We start from the raw sequence: 17,003 nt of genomic DNA on the forward strand, positions 1-17,003 counted from the left end.
GTCACGCCTCCAGATCCGGCAGGGGGATGCTCGGCAGCACTCCGGCCGCTGCGGCGATCGCGGCGGGCGTCGTGTCGAGGTGGTCCAGCAGTCCCTCGACGTACGAGACGTCGACTCGGACCTTCTGCACGCGGCCGTCGACGTCGCGCATCACGAATTCGCGGAAGCCGAGGCGGGTGGCCGAGTTGGTGTCGGCGGCGGAGAGCGAGGCGAGTGTGGCCTCGTATCCGTCGTTGACGGGCACCCGCAGCAGCCGTAGCGCTTCGGAGGCGATCTCGGCGTCTTCGGCGATCCGGCCGACGAAGACGGTGGAGACCAGGTTTTGCACGTCGAGGCCGAGGATGTCGCGGGGGTTCTGCGAGGCGACCAGCGCGGCGAGGTTCCATTTGCGGGAGTCGCGGGCGAGTCGGACCAGGAACGAGCGCCCGGACCGCCAGCCCTCCATGAAGTGCGCCTCGTCCAGGCCGACCAGTTTGCGGGACGACATGGAGCCGCCGTAGCAGCGGCGAACGGCTAGCCGGTGCGCGGTGTGCAGCATCGGCAGGGCCAGTGCCTCCTCGGCCGACCAGTACTCCCGTTCGATCTTGAGGTCGGGCAACCGTAGCCCGGCCATGGTGATCACGGTGAGTGCGGCGTCGGCGCCGAGCAGCCCTTCCGGTGGCCGCCCGAAGAAGAGCATCGCCAGTGGCATCTCGGCGGTGTCCAGCAGGAGGTTGGCGAGCTCCTTGCCGGCGTCGTCGTCGAGCCGACCGAGGCAGCTCACCACGTCGTCCAACGTGGAGGTTTCCTCGGCGGGGACCTGGCGGACCGCGTGCCGGAACAGGGTGGCGGTCGACGCCTCCCGGGCCACCTGCGGCGGGACGAGCATCATGCAGATGTCCTGCACCAGCATCCGCCGCTCGGCTCGGGCGTTGGAGACCGCGATCTCGAACTCGCGGTCACCGGACGCGCCGGCGGCGAATTCGGTACGCAGTGGCGTGGGAATGAGCGAGTAGGGCGCCAGGGTGCCGTGCTCCGAGCCGGTCAGGTTCAACACCCGGGAGTACGGTCGCAGCTCCGGCATCGCGCAGAGTCGGGCCAGCGGCCCGGACGGGTCGAGCAGGGTCACCTGGACGCCCCTGCGGGCCGCCAGGTAGCCGAGCGCGCCGAGCAGGGTCGACTTACCACCGCCCGGTTCGGCAACGAAGACCGCGAGCCCGGATCGCTCCCGAACCTCCATCGGGAAGTGCAGGTCGAGGAAGACGGGACGGCGGCAGGTGCCGGCGGTCCGGCCGATCAGGTCGCCCCGCCGGTCACCCACGTTCGATGCGGCCTGGGGGAGCGCGGCGGCGAGCAACGGCACCGGCATGCGGCGGACGTAACCGGTGTTGGCGATCGGCTCGCCGGGGATGAACTCGCGGGCCAACCAGTCCTGGTTCTTCGGGTGTTGCAGTGAGATGCGCAGCTCTCGGGAGTAGAGCTGGATGAGCCGGCGGGCCCGCTCCAGGCATTCCTCCCTGGTCCGGCCGCCGACGGCGATGCGGTGCCAGCCGTGTGCACGGGCCGAGTCGACCGGCAGGCCGGTGGTCATCTCGTCGCCGATCACCAGCGCGCGCTTGGCCAGTCGCTCCAGCTCGGGGGGTGCGTCGATGCCGTGCTCGGCGTAGTCGAGCTGTTGCGAGCGGATCATCCGCAGCCGGTGTTCGAGATTCCGGAAGGAGTCGTTGGAGCCGAGGATGTCGACGCGGGTGGAGATCTCCATCGGCCAGGGCAGCCGCTCGTGGAAGTGCAACCACGGCTCGTGCCGTTCCGGGATCTCCAACGGCTCCATCCGGCCGACGGCGAGCACGGCCACGTGCCGCTCCTCGCCGGTCATCCGGTTGACCAGCTTCACCGTCGAGCCGTACGGGGTGCGGTAACGCTCGACCTGCTCGGTCAGGGCGAGCAGGTCGCCGCGTTCCCAGCGCCCGTCGGTCACCGGGGAGAGTGCGCCCGGTGGTGCCATGCAGAGGGCCACCGAGCGGTAGAGCAGCCACTCGAGCTCCTGTGCGGTGACCCGGCGGCCTCGCATGCCGAACGCGCCGAGGACCTCGTCGAACTGCTCCACGGTGCGACCCAGCTTGCGGCGTTCGCCCTCGGCGGTGCCCCGACCGAAGCTGCGCAGCAACCGTTCGGTGAGCGAGTCGCCGAGGGAGCGGCGGGCGAAGGTGACGCCCAGGTAGGTCTGGCCCTCGGCGTGGTTGACCGCCATCAGGTGGCGTTGGGCGGCGACCAGGTGATCGGCCCACCCGGTGGTGCCGGGCACGTCGGCGAGCGGCGCGGACGTGTGTGCGTCGATGGTGCGTGCCCACTCGTCGGCGGGGAACGGCCGGGTGGTGCGGCGCAGGTGCAGCCGGAAGCCGGCCAGGCCGGCGTACTGCTCGGAGATCGCGGACAGCAGCGCTTCGCGCTCCGCGTCCGGACGGAATGCCCAGCGGACCTCGGGCAGCCAATACCACGCCGTGACGGTGTTCGGAGTGAAGGTCAGGTGTCCGGCGATCTCGGTGATGGCCAGCTCGACCGATGGGTCCCGATCCCCAAATTTGATCTTCGGGGCGCGGATCCGCGTCGGTTTGGTGGGTCGGTCCGGTCGGCTCAAGGGACGTTGTCGGGGTGCGGCGACTTCCCGCCCGGCCGGCTGGGCGTCGGCGCCCCTGGGCCGTTCCGTGTTGGTGGTCCGGCGCGCGGTGCGCTCCAGAGCCGGCCGCTCCGCCGGCGCGGTGCTGGCCTCCTGCTCCGTCGGCGCTGGTGGCCGAGCCGCTTGAGCTGTCGGCCGGCCTGCCTGGGTCGTCGGCCGGCCTGCCGCGGAGCCGGTGTCCGGAGCGGTGCTGGCTGGGCGGCTGACGGGACCGGCGGTCGCCGAGGGCGGTGCGGCGGCGGTCGGGTCGGGCTCAGCCGGTGGACGGAGCATCGGCAGCCGGTCACCGGCCTGATGCGGCACCCGGGACTCGTTGGCCGGGTGGCCGCCCCCGCGTCGCGGCTCGACGGGCCGGTGACCGCCGCCGGGCTGGTCGTCGGGCGTCCACGGTGGTTCCAACTCGGGTATCGGCCGAACTGGGGCCGGGCCGGCTGCGGGTGGCGGCTGCGATGGGATCGCCGGCTGCTCCCGGGTGCTCGGACCGGCCGACAAGGCTCGGGCCGCGCCGGGCCGTGCCCCGCCGAAGAGGTCCAGGAAGGGAGAGTCGATGTCGGCGTTCTCGCCAGCCGACACTGCGCTGGGCTCGGCGGGTGGCGTCCGGCGGGGGACCGGCCGGGGTGCCTGGAACACGCCGACCGCACCGTGACCGGGCGATGTCACCAGCGCAGGATCGAGCGCCACCTCGTCCTCATCCTCGGCTCCGTTGTAGCCGTATGACTGCGCACGGTGACCTGCCGGCACGGCCGGGTGGCCGGCCGGGGAACCCGGCGTGGAAGAGCGACTCATGCGACCGCCTTAGGACCTGTTTCATGAGAACTGGCCGGCCTGCGGCGGGCCCGGACGGCCGCCCTTATGAAACAGGCCCTGGCGACAGGCCGCAGGCTCTTACCCGCGTCGTGCGACGGACCGATCGGCGTACGCCCGGTCATGCCAGCTCCTCCCGGATCCTGATCCGGCTGCCGACCAGGCGCGGGTCGCGCTGCTCGATCGCCGGCTCCCGGGTACGTCGCCAGTCGGTCAGCGCGGTGCGGATGACCACCCGCGCCGGCCGATCGGGGTCGACGTGCCGGAAGATGAACGACGTGGTCACGATGGCGAGGGCGATCTCCCAGGCGGGGAAGAGCTCGACCGTCAACGTGAACAGCCAGTGGATGAACATGTAGAGGGGGACCAGCAGCATGAAGAGCCCGTACTGGGCATAGGGCAGGTGGACTGGAAGGGTGTAACCGGGCGGCCCGAGGTAGACCAGGCGGGCCCGGTAGATGTCGTCGTCGGTGCGCAGCCGCATCTGGTGAACGCGCCTATTCGAAGATGAGGTCGATCAGGTAATCGCCGACGAAGAAGAGTGTTGCCGCGCCCGCGATGAACGCGAGCCCGACGATGGCGATCGCGGAACTGGTCAGCACCTTGGAGATCTCGCCCCGGCTGGCACGGCCGATGAAGATGACGCCCAGGACGGCGAGCAGGATCGGCGCGATCTTGCTGGCGAAGAAGGTGACGACACTGTTGGTGTCGATCCCCTTCGGTGCCGGCTCGGCGAGCGGAGTCGACGCCAGGGTGGAGAGCGCGTGGGCGACGCCGGACGACGCCGTCTCCATGAGCTCGAAGGCGATCACTGGAAACCTCCCCATAGCGCGGCCGGCGGTGCCGCGGCGGTGCAATAGACGAGCCTGGCGGGAAAAGTGCTCCACAGGGCGCAGCGATCTTGACCCTGTGTTCGTTACTCACCACAGAGCGTGGCGAGGTTTGGGCGGTTTTCCCCCGCTTCGGCCCTCCCTCCAAGCTTCGCCATCTCTATGCTGGCCAATTCCAAAGCGTACGGGCCGCCCCGGATTGCGACAAGCCGCGAAGGGGCTGCCCGATGCTGCCCGGATGACCGATCGTACACCTGTTCTAACTAGCACGTCAGGGATGGTGATGCGAGCCGACCCGGGTCGGTGGGCGCCGCTGCCGCGACCGGTACCGTCTAGTCGTGACCGATCTGGTGCGGGCTTCGGGCCCGGTGGTGATGGGCGTCCTCAACGTCACACCGGACTCCTTCTCCGACGGCGGACGGTACGCCGACCTCGACTCGGCCGTCGGACATGGCGTCCGTCTCCGCGAGGCCGGTGCGGACCTGGTCGACATCGGCGGTGAGTCGACCCGTCCGGGCGCTGAGCGGATCGACGCCGCGACCGAGGTGTCCCGGGTGTTGCCGGTCATCCGCGAGCTGACCGCCGCCGGCGTGGCGGTCAGCATCGACACCAGCCGGGCACGGGTGGCGGAGGCCGCCCTGGCCGCCGGGGCGATGGTGGTCAACGACGTCTCCGGTGGGCTGGCCGACCCGGACATGGCCCGCGTGGTCCGTGACGCGCGCTGCCCGTGGGTGTTGATGCACTGGCGTGGTCACTCCCGCGAGATGCGTGAGCTGGCCAACTACACCGACGTGGTGGCCGACGTCCGGACCGAGTTGGCCCAGCGGATCGACGCGGCGCTGGCCGCCGGGGTGGCCGCCGACCGCCTCATCGTCGACCCTGGACTCGGCTTCGCCAAGACCGCGGCGCACAACTGGGAGCTCACCGCCCGCCTGCCGGAGCTGCTGGACCTCGGCTACCCGCTGCTCTTCGGGGCCAGCCGCAAGTCGTACCTCGGCAGGTTGCTCGCCGCCCCGGACGGCACCCCGCGGCCGACCGCCCAGCGGGAGGCGGCCACCGTGGCCACGAGTGTGCTGGCGGTCGCCGCGGGCGCCTGGGGCGTCCGCGTGCACGACGTACAGGCCACCGCCGACGCGCTCGCCGTCTGGGCGGCGACCGGCAGCCCGCGCCTGGCCGCCGCCGCGAGAGACGATCACGAGCAGAAGGTGCAGCGATGACGACCGACCGGATCCACCTGACCGGCCTGCGGGCCCGCGGCCGGCACGGGGTGTACGACTTCGAGCGGGCGCAGGGCCAGGACTTCGTGGTCGACGCCGTCCTCGAACTGGACCTGGCCCCGGCCGCCGCCAGCGACGACGTCACCGACACCGTCCACTACGGCGAGTTGGCCGAACGACTCGTCGCGGTGGTGACCGGCGAGCCGGTCAACCTGATCGAGACCCTCGCGGACCGACTCCTCGCGGTCTGCCTGGCCGACGAGCGGGTCGGCGCCGCCACGATCACCGTGCACAAGCCGGAGGCCCCGGTGCCGCACACCTTCACCGACGTGGCCGTCACCATGACCCGGACGCGTGCCCGGTGACCAGGGCCGTGCTGTCGCTCGGCAGCAACCTGGGTGACCGGCTGAGTCACCTGCGTACGGCCGTCGCCACGTTCGGCGACGCCGTACTCGTGCTCTCCGGGGTGTACGAGACTCCACCGTGGGGCGACGCCGACCAGCCCGCGTACCTCAACGCGGTGTTGCTGGCCCAGGACGAGACCGCGACCCCGCGCGACTGGCTGGAGCGGGCTCGCGCCGCGGAGCGCGCGGCCGGTCGGGTCCGTGATCCGCAGCGGCGGTTCGGGCCGCGCACCCTCGACGTGGACGTGATCGCGGTCTGGGAGGACGACGACACACCGGTGCTCAGCGACGACGAGGAGTTGACGCTGCCGCACCCCCGGGCGCACCTGCGCGCCTTCGTGCTGCGGCCGTGGATCGACATCCAGCCGTACGGGCGGCTGCCCGGTCACGGCTGGCTGACCGACCTGCTCACCACCGGCCCCGCGGCCGACGACGCGCTGGAACTGCGTCCCCGGCCGGAGTTGGCGTTAGAGTCGACGACATGACCGAGCGGAGCCGGCCGGCATGACGCAGGCGAAGTCCCCACCACCGGGCGGGTCGGGCCCGGAGCGGTCACGGATGGGCCCCACCCGGATCTCGACCCTGGTCGTGGCCGCCCTGGCCGCGGCGGCGGTGGCCTGGCTGCTGATCAGCACCCTCTACTACAGCGGCATCCCCCGGCTGCCCTGGCTGCCGGTGGTGACGCTGGCCGGGCTGGCGGCGCTTGAGGCGTACGCCGCGATCAACACCCGGGGCCGGATCGAGCGCAAACCCGGCCGGGACGCGGTCGACCCGCTGCTGGTGGCCCGCTTCGTGGTGCTGGCCAAGGCGTCGGCGCTGGCTGCGGCGATCTTCGCCGGCTTCTACGCGGGGCTCACCGGCTGGCTCTTCGTGGAGACCACCCGCGCCGCGTTGGACGATCGACCGGCTGCCGGTGGGGGTCTGCTCGCCTCGCTGGCCCTGGTCGGCGCCGCACTGTGGCTGGAGCGTTCCTGCCGGGTGCCGAAACGCCCGGACGACGAACGCGAGGACGACCCGCGGGAGAGCCGCCCCGGCCAGCGCTGAGCATGGGGTTACGCCCGGCTCCGGGCGCGGGTACGGTGCCTGCGATCGGGGAGCAAGGGCCGCCCACCGATCGTCCGCGTGCCGGACCGGGGACGGCCGGCCACTGGGGAGGCGGCGTCATGGCGTACGAAGAAGCGGGGCGGGACCGCACGGCCGAGCCCTCGTCCGGGGTGCCCGCCGCCGTCTTGGAGAACGTCTTCGACGACCCCACCCACGGTGAGCCCGGCCGGGACCGGGTCGGCGTGCACCTGGGCTGGGAGTTCGTGCTGCTGGCTGGGCTGGCGACCCTGGGCTGGCTGCTCTGGCAGGAAAATCCGGCCGCCCTGCGTGCCGACAACCTGCGCACGTTGCTCGTCGACGCGGTGGGGCTGGGGCTGCTCGCCCTGGCCGCCGGGTCGAGCCTGCGAACGAACGCACCAAACCTGGCCGTCGGGCCGGTCGCGGTCGCCACCGCCCTGCACTACGCCGAGCAGGGCGATCGGGGTCTACCCGCGTCGGTCGGCCCGGCCGTGGCGGTCGCCGCGCTGGGCGGGCTCGCGCTGGCGCTGGTCGTGGTGGTGCTGCACGTGCCGGGCTGGGCTGCCAGCCTGGCCGGCGCGGCCGGTGTGGTGGTGTTCATCGAACGCCGTTCGACGGCCGTGCTGGTGCAGAGCGACTACGACCCCGGGCGCAATGCCGGATACCTCTTCGCCGGGTTCGCCGCGGTGGCCGTCCTGGGCGGGTTGTTCGGCGCGATCCGGGCGATCCGCCGGCTGGTCGGCCGGTACCGGCCGATCGCCGACCCGGCCCAACGGCGGGGCGCGGTTGCCGCCGTGGTCACCGCGCTCGCGCTGGTCGGCTCGACCGTGCTGGCCGCCCTCGCCGGGGTGCTGTTCGCCGCCAACGGCCCGGGGGCGGTCGTGCCCACCTCGGGGCTGGAGCTGACGGTGCTGGCGTTCGGGGTGGCCCTGCTCGCCGGCACCAGCGCGTACGGGCGCCGCGGCGGCGTGTTCGGCACGTTCCTGGCGGTCAGCCTGGTCACCGTCTTCCAGGTGTACGCGCCGGAGCGCGGTTGGACGTTCAGCACCTGGGCGGTCGGCGGCACCGCGCTGGGCGTCGGACTGCTGGTCACCCGGCTGGTCGAGACGTTCGGGCGACCCCGACCGGGCAGCACCGACAAGCCTGAGCCGGTCGGTGACGGCACGATCAGCACGGGTTGGACCATGCCGCAGGCGCAGTCGGTCGACAACTGGCCCCCGACGTTGCCGACGCCGACGGCGCCCCAACCCGTCGACCCGTGGCGGGATCCGCGTTGGGAGGACAGCCCGCGCCGGTGGGACACCGACGAGCGGTGACCGGCGTCGCGTCCGCCGAGCCGGAGCTGATCTCGACAGTTAGGCTCGGCGGCATGACCGACACACCTGCCGCCACCCCGGGCGGAACCTCGTTCGAGGAGCTTGACGCGCTGCCCACCGAGGAGTTGCGGGAGCGGGCGTTCGCCCTCGCCCGGGATCGCCGCGACGTGGGGTTCTACTGGTCGGTGCTGCGGCACCTGCCGAACGCGGACGAGGCCACGGTGCTGGACGGCGCACCGAACTCGATCGGCCCGACCATCGATGAGGCCAACGCGTTGTGGCGGGAGCTGACCGGTCACGGTTACGAGGAGTCCGCGCCGTTGCTGCGGGCTGCCTTCATCGACTACCTGATGAAGCACTGAACCGCTCGGGGCAGCCCAGGTCCGCCCGAGCAACGCGTTCGGGGCCTGGGCGGATCGCATCGCTCATGCACCGCTCCGGCCCGGTCGGCCGCTACGGTACGGCCGCCGGCACCGGCGCGCTCGCCGTGCTGTTGCTGGTCGGCATCTGCGGCAGCCCGGCGTACACCGGTTGGGCCGCCACGCAGACCGACCCGGAGTCGGCGGGCGCCTTCTACGTGCGGCTGCTCGCGTGGCCGGCCTGGCGGCTCGACGCGGACGGGCAGGCCGGCGGCCTGTTCGCCGCCGACCTGCGGGCCGTGCTGCTGGTGGTCCTCGCGGTGGCTCTGCTCTACCTGTTGCCCGCCGCGCAGGTGGCCCGGGTGCCCGGCTCGGTCAGCCAGTTCTTCTCCGGCTGGGCCGCGTACGTGCTGGCCGGCGGGCTCGCCGCCGTGCTGGCGGCACTGCTCGGCCCGGCCCCGTCGCTGCTGGGTGCCCTGCAGGACGCCAGCGCCGGTGCCGGCTACGGCTTCCTCACCGGGTGGATCATCGGCACCGCCAGCCTCGGCGGTCGCGCCTGACCCGACCGGGGCGGGTCAGTTCGTCGGACGGCCGAGGTCGAGCAGTCGCTGGCGGCTGAGCGCACCCACCGGTCGGCCGGCGTCGGTCACCACGAGCTGGTCCCGTCCCGAGGTGAGCAGCACCGCCAGCGCGTCGTACGCGGAGCCGTCCAACGCCACGGTGGGCAGGTCCGCCGCGGTGTCCCCGGGCACCGGTTCCAGCGACTCCCGGTCGAGTGGGGTGACCGCCAGCCGGCGGATGCCCCGGTCGGCTCCGACGAACTCGCGTACGAACGGGGTGGCGGGTGCGCCGAGCAGAGCGGCCGGCGTGTCGTACTGCTCCAGGTGCCCGCCCTCGGAGAGCACCGCGATCCGGTCGCCGAGCCGGACCGCCTCGTCGAGGTCGTGGGTGACCAGGACGATCGTTTTGCGGACCTCGGCCTGCAGGCGCAGGAACTCCTCCTGGAGGCGGGCCCGGACGATCGGGTCGACGGCCGAGAACGGCTCGTCCATCAGCAGCACCACCGGGTCGGCGGCGAGCGCGCGGGCCACCCCGACCCGCTGCCGCTGGCCGCCCGACAGCTCGTGTGGGTAACGGCCGCCGAACTGGGCCGGGTCGAGCCCGACGAGGTCGAGCAGCTCGTCGACCCGGGCCCGGGTCTGACTCTTGGGCCACCGGAGCAGGCCGGGCACGGTGGCCACGTTGGCCCGAACCGTCTGGTGTGGAAAGAGGCCGACGTTCTGGATCACGTACCCGATTCGGCGGCGCAGCCGCACCGGGTCGACGTCTGTGACGTCCTCGTCGCCGAGCGTGATCCGGCCGCCGGTCGGTTCGATCAGGCGATTGATCATGCGCAGCACCGTCGACTTGCCGCAGCCGGACGGGCCGATGAGCACCACCAGCTCGCCGGCCCGGACGTCCAGGCTGAGGTCCCGGACGGCCTCGGTGCCATCCGGGTAGCGCTTCTGGATGCTCTGCAGGGAGATCGACGCCGCGCGAGGGGATTCGGTCACGTCGGCAGCCTCCGGGGTAACGTCCACGTATGTCCTTCCGCCTGAGCTACCGGGCCGACCCGGGTAACCCCTGGTTCTCCTGGCAGTACGTGCGGGACAACTCTGACACGATCCTCGCCGCCGTGCGCGAACACGCCTCCCTCACGGGACGCGCGGTGCTGATCGCGGTGCTGATCGCTCTGCCGTTGTCCGTGCTGGCGTACTGGTTCCGGCCGCTCGCCGGTCCGATCCTCGCCGTCAGCGGGGTCGTCTACACCATTCCGTCGTTGGCGCTCTTCGCGTTCATCGCGCCCTACCTGGGCACCGGGACCACCACCGTGCTGGTCGGGCTGGTCCTCTACGCGCTGCTGCTGATCGTGCGCAACGTGGTGGCCGGGCTCAACCAGGTGCCTCCGGAGGTCGGCGAGGCCGCCGAGGGCATGGGGTACGGCCGCTGGGGGCGGCTGTTCCGGATCGACCTGCCGCTGGCTGTGCCGGGCATCGTGACCGGCGTGCGGTTGGCGACCGTCTCCACGGTGGCGTTGGTCACGGTCGGGGTGCTGGTCGGGCACGGCGGCCTCGGGCAGTTGATCTTCGCAGGCTTCCAGAACAACCTCTACAAGGCCGAGATCATGACCGCCGCTCTGCTCTGCGTGGCGCTCGCGGTCGTGCTCGATCTCCTGCTCGTCCTGGTCGCCCGCCTGGTGACCCCCTGGTCCACCCGGAGGGCACGGTGACCGTCGCGTCGAACCCGATCGGCCAGGCGGTCGTCTGGATCAATGACCCACTGAACTGGACAAATCCCGGAGGCATGCTGGACCGCCTCGGCGAGCACCTGACGATCTCGGCCCTGGCGGTGGCGCTCGGCTGCCTGGTGGCCTGGCCGCTGGGTCTCTGGCTGGGGCACCTCGGCCGGGGCGGCGGTCTGGTGGTGCTGGTGTCCAACGCCACCCTGGCCATCCCCACCCTGGCACTGCTGACCATCCTGCCGGTGGTCTTCGCCAGCGGCTTCGGGCGGACGCCGGTCGTGGTGGCGCTGGCCGTCTTCGCCGTCCCACCACTGCTGGCCAACGCGTACACCGGGGTGCGGCAGGTGGACCCGGAGGCGCTTGACGCCGCCCGGGGGATGGGCCTGTCCGGCGGGCAGTTGCTCCGTCGCGTGGAGTTGCCGCTCGCGGTGCCCTACCTGGCGGCCGGGTTCCGGACCGCTGCGGTCCAGGTGATCGCGACCGCCGCGCTGGCCTCGTTCGTCAACGGCGGCGGCCTCGGCCAGATCATCCGCACCGGGTTCGGCATCGGTATCGCGGCCGGCGGTGGGCAGATCGTCGCCGGTGGTGTGCTGGTGGCCGGGCTCGCGCTGCTGGCCGAGGTGGTCCTCGGCGGCGTCGAACGACTGGTCACCCCCCGACCGCTGCGGCGTGGACGGCAGCGCGCGGGCCGGCCCCGGCCCGCTGATGCCACCGGGAGCGCCTGACCCGTCCGGGTGAGGCTTCCGTCGAGCCCGCGGCCAACAGCGGGCCGATCGGTGACGATGCGGTGACGAAGTCCATCCCAGGTTGTCGGTCGGTTGCGGAGCATGTTGGGTGGATATTCGCGGGCGACCGACAGTCAGGATCGCCCGTCGGACACGCGGCCGGCCCGGGACGGGCCGCGCCGGGACACGGAAGGCGGGCACATGCGCGCACGTACACGTCTGGCGATCGGCGCCATCGGCGCCGTCGCCGGGGCAGCGCTCCTCACCGGGTGCGGTGACGCCGGTTCGTCCGGCACCGACGCACCCAAGACGAGCGCCTCCGGCGCCGGGTGCGCCCCGGTCGCCGGTCAGCAGCTCATCGCTCTGCAGGACGACAAGAAGCTGCAGAACTCCGACAACGTCATTCCCGCGGTCAACAGCAAGGCGGCCAACCCGCAGCTGATCGCCGCTCTGGACAAGGTTTCCGCCGCGCTCGACACCCCGAAGCTGATCCAGCTCAACAAGGCCGTCAACGAGGACCGCAAGACCGCCAAGGTGGCGGCCGAGGAGTTCGCCTCCGCCAACAACCTCACCGCGGGCATCGCCAAGGGCTCGGGCGGCGACATCACGGTAGGTGCCGGCAACTTCGCCGAGAGCCAGATCCTGGGCGAGCTGTACCGGATCGCGCTGACCGCCGCCGGCTACCAGGTCAAGGTGCAGCAGATCGGCAACCGCGAGCTCTACGAGCCGGCACTGGAGAAGGGCGAGATCCAGGTCGTTCCGGAGTACGCGGCGACGATGGCCGAGTTCCTCAACACCAAGGCCAACGGCAAGGATGCTCAGCCGGTGTCCTCGCCCGACATCAACACGACGGTGACCGTGCTCAAGGCCGAGGGCGACAAGGCCGGCATCACCTTCGGTGCTCCGGCCGCCGCACAGGACCAGAACGCCTTCGCCGTCACCCAGGCCTTCGCCGACAAGTACGGCGTGCGGACCCTCTCCGAGTTCGCCGCGAAGTGCTCCGGCAGTGCGACCGTGCTGGGTGGCCCGCCGGAGTGCGAGCAGCGTCCGTTCTGCAAGCCGGGCCTGGAGAAGACGTACGGGTTGTCGGTCGGCAGGTTCTCCTCGCTGGACCAGGGTGGACCGCTGACCAAGAGCGGGCTGCGCGACGGTTCGATCAGCGTGGGCCTGATCTTCTCCTCGGACGGCGCCTTCGCCACCAGCTGACCCTCTCCTGCGTGCTGCGGACGCCCCCGCCCCTGCCTGGCGGGGGCGTCCGCGCGTCCCGGGACCCCGTTCCCTCCGGTAAAGAACCTCGGTAGGCTGCACATCCATGCCAGCCCCGGCCACCTCCGACGCCCGGCGTCAACCACCGCTGCTGACCATGCTCTTCTGGGCGGGCGTCGGTCTCGCGCCGGTGGCGGCCCTGATCCTGCTGGTTGCCGACGGTAACGGCCCGTTGCGCTTCGCCGCGGTGCTCGCCATCCTCGCGGTGGTGCTGATCGGTCTCTCCATCGCGCTGCGGTCCGACGATGCGGACGCGTCGGGGCGAGCCGACGAGCTGCTGGATGAGATCGAGGAGCTCCGCCGGGAGGTGCGCGCCGAGATCGTGGCTGTCGCGCAGCGCGGTAACCAGGCACTCGACCAGGCGCACCGGGCCCAGGAGGGGCTCGCCGCGGTGCGCCGCCGTCTCGACGCCACCGGTGCCGCCCTCGCCGGTGCCGCCCCCGTCGCTGCCGCCGCGCCGGCCGGGGAGCCGGCGGGTGCCGGCCGGGCACGGGTGCCAGCGGTCGAGCCGCCGGTGGACAACGTGCCGGTGGCCCGTAGCCGGGTTCCGGCGCCGGGTGACGCACCGCCGGGCCGGGCCCGGGTGCCCGGCCCGGACGACGCGGCCCGGTGGGGTCGCTCCGAGCACGCGGACGACGGCGATCCGGCGTACCCACGAGAGGCCGCCGAGTCGCCGGCAACCGCGGGCACGTACGGCGCGGAGCGACCGGCTGCCACCGCGTACGGCTCGGCCCGCCCTCGCGAGCATGATCGCCCCGAGCCGGCACACCGGCCGGTCGGCGTGGTCCGGCACACCGAAACCGTCCACGTCACCACCCGACACACCGTGGTGGACGGCGGGCCGGCCGAGCCGGCTGGGCGCTACGGCGGCGGGTACGCCGGCCAGTGGACCTCGCCGGCACAGGAGTGGATCCGGAGCGGCGACGCGGAGGAACGCCCCCGAGCCGGGTACGGCGACGACCGGCGCTCCGGCGATGACCGGGCCCGCCCCGGCGACAACCGCTCCTGGGGGGCGCCGGCCGCGGCCCGGGGCGAACCTGAGTGGACCGATCCGCGCGACGCGTACGCCCAGCCCGACGAGCCTGCCCCGGCCGCCCGGTCGCACCGTTCACCGGAGAGGCCGGCCGCGGGCTCCTGGGACAGCCCGGACGATCGCGCCTGGTCCGAGCAGCGCGATCGGGCGAGCGCCGCCGCTCCGCAGCCCGGACCACCCCTGCGAGCCGACGACACGGGCGAGTACTGGTCGCAGTTGCGGGCCGGTGACCGCTGGGCCGCTGTCCGCGACGACGAGAACGGCCGTGAGCTGCGGGTCGGCGAGCGGCGAGCCGAGCTGCACGCCGACGCCGCCGGCACCGAGTACCGGATGGCCGACCGCTGGGCCGCCGTCCGTCACGAGGAGCCGCGCCGTCACGAGGAGCCGCGCCGTCACGAGGAGCCGCGCCGTCACGAGGAGCCGCGCCGTCACGAGGAGTACGAGTCCCACCACCGGGACGAGCCGGCGCGTCGGCCCGCTCGCGACGGCGGCTGGCGGGCCGAGCCAGCGGGCCGGCCGGCGCTGCCGGTGGGCGGCGTCCCGGTGCCGGACGAGTGGCGCCCACCGCGTCAGCGCGGTCACCAGGCGGAACCCGCACCCGAGCGGCCCGGCCGACGCCGGGTCGACGAGCGCTACGGCTACCCGCCGCAGGACGACGTACCGCGCGCCGGCGGGACTCCGCCCGGTGACCGCTGGCGCTGAGAGGTCAGACGGCCGACGTCACTTGTCGATGTCGCCGACCACGAAGAACATCGAGCCGAGGATCGCGATCAGATCCGGCACCAGGCAGCCGGGGAGCAGGGTCGCCAGCGCCTGCACATTCGCGTACGAGGCGGTGCGCAACTTCAACCGCCACGGCGTCTTCTCCCCCCGCGACACCAGGTAGTAGCCGTTGATGCCGAGCGGGTTCTCCGTCCAGGCGTAGGTGTGCCCCTCCGGTGCCTTGAGCACCTTCGGCAGACGGGTGTTGATCGGGCCGGTCAGTTGGTCCACCCGGTCCAGGCACTGCTCGGCGAGGTCCAGCGACGCGTACACCTGGTCCAGCAGCACCTCGAAGCGGGCGTGGCAGTCCCCGGCGGTCCGCGTGACCACCGGCACGTCCAGCTCGTCGTACGCCAGGTAGGGGTCGTCGCGGCGCAGGTCCAGGTCGAGCCCGGAGGCACGGGCCACCGGCCCGGACGCGCCGAACGCGGCGGCGTCAGCGGCGGAGAGCACACCCACGCCCACGGTCCGGGCCAGGAAGATCTCGTTGCGTCGGATCAGGTGGTCCAGGTCGGGCAACCGCCGGCGTACCTCGCCGATCGCCGCGCGGGCACGGCCCGTCCACCCGTACGGCACCTCCTCCTTGAGGCCACCCACCCGGTTGAACATGTAGTGGATCCGGCCGCCGGAGACCTCCTCCATCACCGCCTGGATGGTCTCCCGTTCCCGGAAGGCATAGAAGATCGGCGTGATCGCCCCGATCTCCAGCGGGTACGAGCCGAGGAACATCAGGTGGTTGAGCACCCGGTTCAGTTCCGCGAGGGCCATCCGCAACCAGGTGGCGCGCTCCGGCACCTCCATGCCCATCAGGCGTTCCACGGCGAGCACCACACCCAGCTCGTTGGAGAACGCCGAGAGCCAGTCGTGCCGGTTGGCCAGCACGATGATCTGCCGGTAGTCGCGTACCTCGAAGAGCTTCTCCGCGCCGCGGTGCATGTAGCCGACGATGGGTTCGCAGGCGACCACCCGCTCGCCGTCGAGCACCAGCTTCAGCCGCAGCACACCGTGCGTGGAGGGGTGCTGCGGGCCGATGTTCAGCACCATGTCGGTGCCGAGCTGCTGATCGCCGGTGCCGGCGACCAAGCCGGCCCCGGTGCCGACGGTCAGTTCACGGAGGTCCCCGGCGTCGGTGGTCATGCCCGTCATCGTGCCACGGCCGGGTCGAGCGGGATGCCGACCGGTTGGCGCAGCCACCAGTGGCCACCGAGCCCAGCCGGGTCGGTCAGCTCGGCCACCTGCGACGCGGCGGCCAGCGCCCGCACGTACCCCGCCGGGTCGGTGCCGGCCATGCTCAGCGGCGGTCGGCCGCCGTCGGCCCCGAGCGCGCGCAGCGCCTCCCGCTGCAGGACCAGGGAGTACGCACACCGGGCGACCGCCGCACCAGCGGAGGCGACCGAGTCCATGGCGACGTGCGCGGTCACGTCGCTCGACCCGTCCGGCACCGGAGGCACCTGCCGCCCAGCCCGGTAACCCGTCAAGGTCCCGTTCACCGGCCTGCTTTCCCGCAGGTGTCCGTAGTCGACAGCGACCGCCAGGCCCCGCTCGATCCTCCGCACCGCGTTGGCCCACGCCTCATCTCTGCTTCGGCCGATCTCGGCTCGTAGGTAGTCACCGCTGGAAGTTTCCGCAGAGCGAGGGGTCGCGGGGTGTGGCCACCATGTGTTGAGCCAGTCAAGATCAGCGGGACTCACCGGCTCCCCAAGCGTCTCCGCGCCGATCTCGGGATCGACAAGTACGTATCGCCAGCCGTCTGCCGTGTGTACCGCCACGTCCAGCGGGACGTTGTCCAACCATTCGGTGGCGATCAACAGCCCGTTGATCCCCGCGGGGATCTCGGGTACCCACTCGATCCGGTCCGGCAGGTGTTCGGGGCGGGGCGCCAGCTCGACGGCGGTGAGACGTACCCGTTCCGCGAGCTCGGGGGAGCCCTCGATCGATCGCAGCAGGCCGCGCAGGAGTTCTCCGCGCCCGGCTCCGACGTCGATCACGTCGAGCCGGTCCGGGTGGCCGAGGGTCGAGTCGACGTCGGTGAGCAGGCGCAGCAGGGCGCTCGTGAACGCGGGTGAGGCGTGCACGCTGGTGCGGAAGTGGTCGGCGGGCCCGGTGCCGGCGACGAAGAAGCCATCCGGCCCGTAGAGGGCTCTGCTCATGGCGTCCCGCCAGGCGATCGACATCCGCGCCCTCCGATTCCTGCCCACGTCACGATCATCCGCACCGTCCCGCTCGACAGCGGAGGGGCGCGCGGTGATCAGTTGCTGAAAAGTAGGTCAGGAAAGCTCCCAGCACCT

General features: G+C 72.3%; 17 protein-coding genes. 11 read left to right on the top strand and 6 right to left on the bottom strand.

Annotated features, from left to right (window positions below; translation table 11 throughout):
• Nucleotide 1: 1 nt before the first annotated feature.
• The 3 genes from C7C45_RS12020 to C7C45_RS12030 form a co-directional block, all read right to left on the bottom strand.
• Nucleotides 2–3,442: an ATP-binding protein gene (locus C7C45_RS12020; RefSeq protein ID WP_110563706.1), complete on the bottom strand. Its 3,441-nt coding sequence runs from the start codon at nucleotides 3,440–3,442 to the stop codon at nucleotides 2–4.
• Nucleotides 3,443–3,581: 139 nt separating this feature from the next.
• Nucleotides 3,582–3,944 (bottom strand): hypothetical protein, encoded by a 363-nt coding sequence (locus C7C45_RS12025; RefSeq protein WP_007466101.1) that lies wholly within the window; start codon nucleotides 3,942–3,944, stop codon nucleotides 3,582–3,584.
• A 13-nt stretch (nucleotides 3,945–3,957) separates the two neighbouring features.
• On the bottom strand, nucleotides 3,958–4,272 hold the full coding sequence (locus C7C45_RS12030; RefSeq protein WP_074315118.1) for a hypothetical protein: 315 nt from the start codon (nucleotides 4,270–4,272) through the stop codon (nucleotides 3,958–3,960).
• Nucleotides 4,273–4,628: 356 nt separating this feature from the next.
• Here C7C45_RS12030 and folP point away from each other — a divergent pair, with 356 nt between their 5' ends.
• The 7 genes from folP (at nucleotide 4,629) to C7C45_RS12065 (ending at nucleotide 9,208) form a co-directional block, all read left to right on the top strand.
• The gene (gene folP, locus C7C45_RS12035; RefSeq protein WP_110563707.1) at nucleotides 4,629–5,507 is read left to right on the top strand and encodes a dihydropteroate synthase; all 879 of its coding nucleotides are present in this window, start codon (nucleotides 4,629–4,631) and stop codon (nucleotides 5,505–5,507) included.
• Entirely contained in the window at nucleotides 5,504–5,872 is a 369-nt protein-coding gene (gene folB, locus C7C45_RS12040) for a dihydroneopterin aldolase (protein ID WP_110563708.1), read from the top strand. The genes folP and folB overlap by 4 nt, the downstream gene beginning before the upstream one ends.
• Nucleotides 5,869–6,396 (top strand): 2-amino-4-hydroxy-6-hydroxymethyldihydropteridine diphosphokinase, encoded by a 528-nt coding sequence (gene folK, locus C7C45_RS12045; RefSeq protein WP_110563709.1) that lies wholly within the window; start codon nucleotides 5,869–5,871, stop codon nucleotides 6,394–6,396. Before folB ends, folK begins: the two co-directional genes overlap by 4 nt.
• Before the next feature lie 19 nt (nucleotides 6,397–6,415).
• Nucleotides 6,416–6,955, top strand: coding sequence for a DUF3180 domain-containing protein (locus C7C45_RS12050; RefSeq protein ID WP_110563710.1), 540 nt, complete (start codon nucleotides 6,416–6,418; stop codon nucleotides 6,953–6,955).
• A 119-nt stretch (nucleotides 6,956–7,074) separates the two neighbouring features.
• Entirely contained in the window at nucleotides 7,075–8,289 is a 1,215-nt protein-coding gene (locus tag C7C45_RS12055; RefSeq protein WP_110563711.1) for an ABC transporter permease, read from the top strand.
• A 53-nt stretch (nucleotides 8,290–8,342) separates the two neighbouring features.
• Nucleotides 8,343–8,651, top strand: a complete 309-nt coding sequence (locus C7C45_RS12060) for a hypothetical protein (protein ID WP_110563840.1) — start codon at nucleotides 8,343–8,345, stop codon at nucleotides 8,649–8,651.
• A 65-nt stretch (nucleotides 8,652–8,716) separates the two neighbouring features.
• Nucleotides 8,717–9,208: a hypothetical protein gene (locus C7C45_RS12065; protein WP_110563712.1), complete on the top strand. Its 492-nt coding sequence runs from the start codon at nucleotides 8,717–8,719 to the stop codon at nucleotides 9,206–9,208.
• Nucleotides 9,209–9,223: 15 nt separating this feature from the next.
• Here the strand turns inward: C7C45_RS12065 and C7C45_RS12070 are convergent, their stop codons facing one another.
• Nucleotides 9,224–10,228, bottom strand: a complete 1,005-nt coding sequence (locus tag C7C45_RS12070) for an ABC transporter ATP-binding protein (protein WP_110563713.1) — start codon at nucleotides 10,226–10,228, stop codon at nucleotides 9,224–9,226.
• A 2-nt stretch (nucleotides 10,229–10,230) separates the two neighbouring features.
• On the opposite strand from C7C45_RS12070, the gene C7C45_RS12075 reads away from it, so the two are divergent.
• The 4 genes from C7C45_RS12075 to C7C45_RS12090 all read left to right on the top strand — a co-directional run bounded on the left by C7C45_RS12075 (nucleotide 10,231) and on the right by C7C45_RS12090 (nucleotide 14,655).
• Nucleotides 10,231–10,917 (top strand): ABC transporter permease, encoded by a 687-nt coding sequence (locus tag C7C45_RS12075; protein ID WP_110563714.1) that lies wholly within the window; start codon nucleotides 10,231–10,233, stop codon nucleotides 10,915–10,917.
• Nucleotides 10,914–11,654, top strand: a complete 741-nt coding sequence (locus C7C45_RS12080) for an ABC transporter permease (protein WP_110563715.1) — start codon at nucleotides 10,914–10,916, stop codon at nucleotides 11,652–11,654. The genes C7C45_RS12075 and C7C45_RS12080 overlap by 4 nt, the downstream gene beginning before the upstream one ends.
• Nucleotides 11,655–11,855: 201 nt before the next feature.
• Nucleotides 11,856–12,860 (top strand): glycine betaine ABC transporter substrate-binding protein, encoded by a 1,005-nt coding sequence (locus C7C45_RS12085; protein ID WP_110563716.1) that lies wholly within the window; start codon nucleotides 11,856–11,858, stop codon nucleotides 12,858–12,860.
• 106 nt (nucleotides 12,861–12,966) lie between these two features.
• Nucleotides 12,967–14,655, top strand: coding sequence for a hypothetical protein (locus C7C45_RS12090; protein WP_110563717.1), 1,689 nt, complete (start codon nucleotides 12,967–12,969; stop codon nucleotides 14,653–14,655).
• Between the two features lie 18 nt (nucleotides 14,656–14,673).
• Here the strand turns inward: C7C45_RS12090 and C7C45_RS12095 are convergent, their stop codons facing one another.
• Together C7C45_RS12095 and C7C45_RS12100 are read right to left on the bottom strand one after the other, a co-directional pair.
• Nucleotides 14,674–15,861 (bottom strand): NADH-quinone oxidoreductase subunit D, encoded by a 1,188-nt coding sequence (locus tag C7C45_RS12095; RefSeq protein ID WP_208641139.1) that lies wholly within the window; start codon nucleotides 15,859–15,861, stop codon nucleotides 14,674–14,676.
• Complete coding sequence (locus tag C7C45_RS12100) at nucleotides 15,858–16,889, bottom strand: SAM-dependent methyltransferase (protein WP_110563719.1); 1,032 nt, start codon at nucleotides 16,887–16,889, stop codon at nucleotides 15,858–15,860. The genes C7C45_RS12095 and C7C45_RS12100 overlap by 4 nt, the downstream gene beginning before the upstream one ends.
• Nucleotides 16,890–17,003 lie beyond the last annotated feature (114 nt).

Origin of the sequence: Micromonospora arborensis (assembly GCF_003205615.1) — a bacterium.
Classification (GTDB): domain Bacteria; phylum Actinomycetota; class Actinomycetes; order Mycobacteriales; family Micromonosporaceae; genus Micromonospora; species Micromonospora arborensis.

Coding starts and splice junctions, on each gene's coding strand:
- C7C45_RS12095 (WP_208641139.1), bottom strand. CDS start 15,861: ATGACGGGCATGACCACCGACGCCGGGGACCTCCGTGAACTGACCGTC.
- C7C45_RS12025 (WP_007466101.1), bottom strand. CDS start 3,944: ATGCGGCTGCGCACCGACGACGACATCTACCGGGCCCGCCTGGTCTAC.
- C7C45_RS12100 (WP_110563719.1), bottom strand. CDS start 16,889: ATGTCGATCGCCTGGCGGGACGCCATGAGCAGAGCCCTCTACGGGCCG.
- C7C45_RS12050 (WP_110563710.1), top strand. CDS start 6,416: ATGACGCAGGCGAAGTCCCCACCACCGGGCGGGTCGGGCCCGGAGCGG.
- C7C45_RS12085 (WP_110563716.1), top strand. CDS start 11,856: ATGCGCGCACGTACACGTCTGGCGATCGGCGCCATCGGCGCCGTCGCC.
- C7C45_RS12075 (WP_110563714.1), top strand. CDS start 10,231: ATGTCCTTCCGCCTGAGCTACCGGGCCGACCCGGGTAACCCCTGGTTC.
- C7C45_RS12065 (WP_110563712.1), top strand. CDS start 8,717: ATGCACCGCTCCGGCCCGGTCGGCCGCTACGGTACGGCCGCCGGCACC.
- C7C45_RS12060 (WP_110563840.1), top strand. CDS start 8,343: ATGACCGACACACCTGCCGCCACCCCGGGCGGAACCTCGTTCGAGGAG.
- folB (WP_110563708.1), top strand. CDS start 5,504: ATGACGACCGACCGGATCCACCTGACCGGCCTGCGGGCCCGCGGCCGG.
- C7C45_RS12020 (WP_110563706.1), bottom strand. CDS start 3,442: ATGAGTCGCTCTTCCACGCCGGGTTCCCCGGCCGGCCACCCGGCCGTG.
- C7C45_RS12055 (WP_110563711.1), top strand. CDS start 7,075: ATGGCGTACGAAGAAGCGGGGCGGGACCGCACGGCCGAGCCCTCGTCC.
- C7C45_RS12090 (WP_110563717.1), top strand. CDS start 12,967: ATGCCAGCCCCGGCCACCTCCGACGCCCGGCGTCAACCACCGCTGCTG.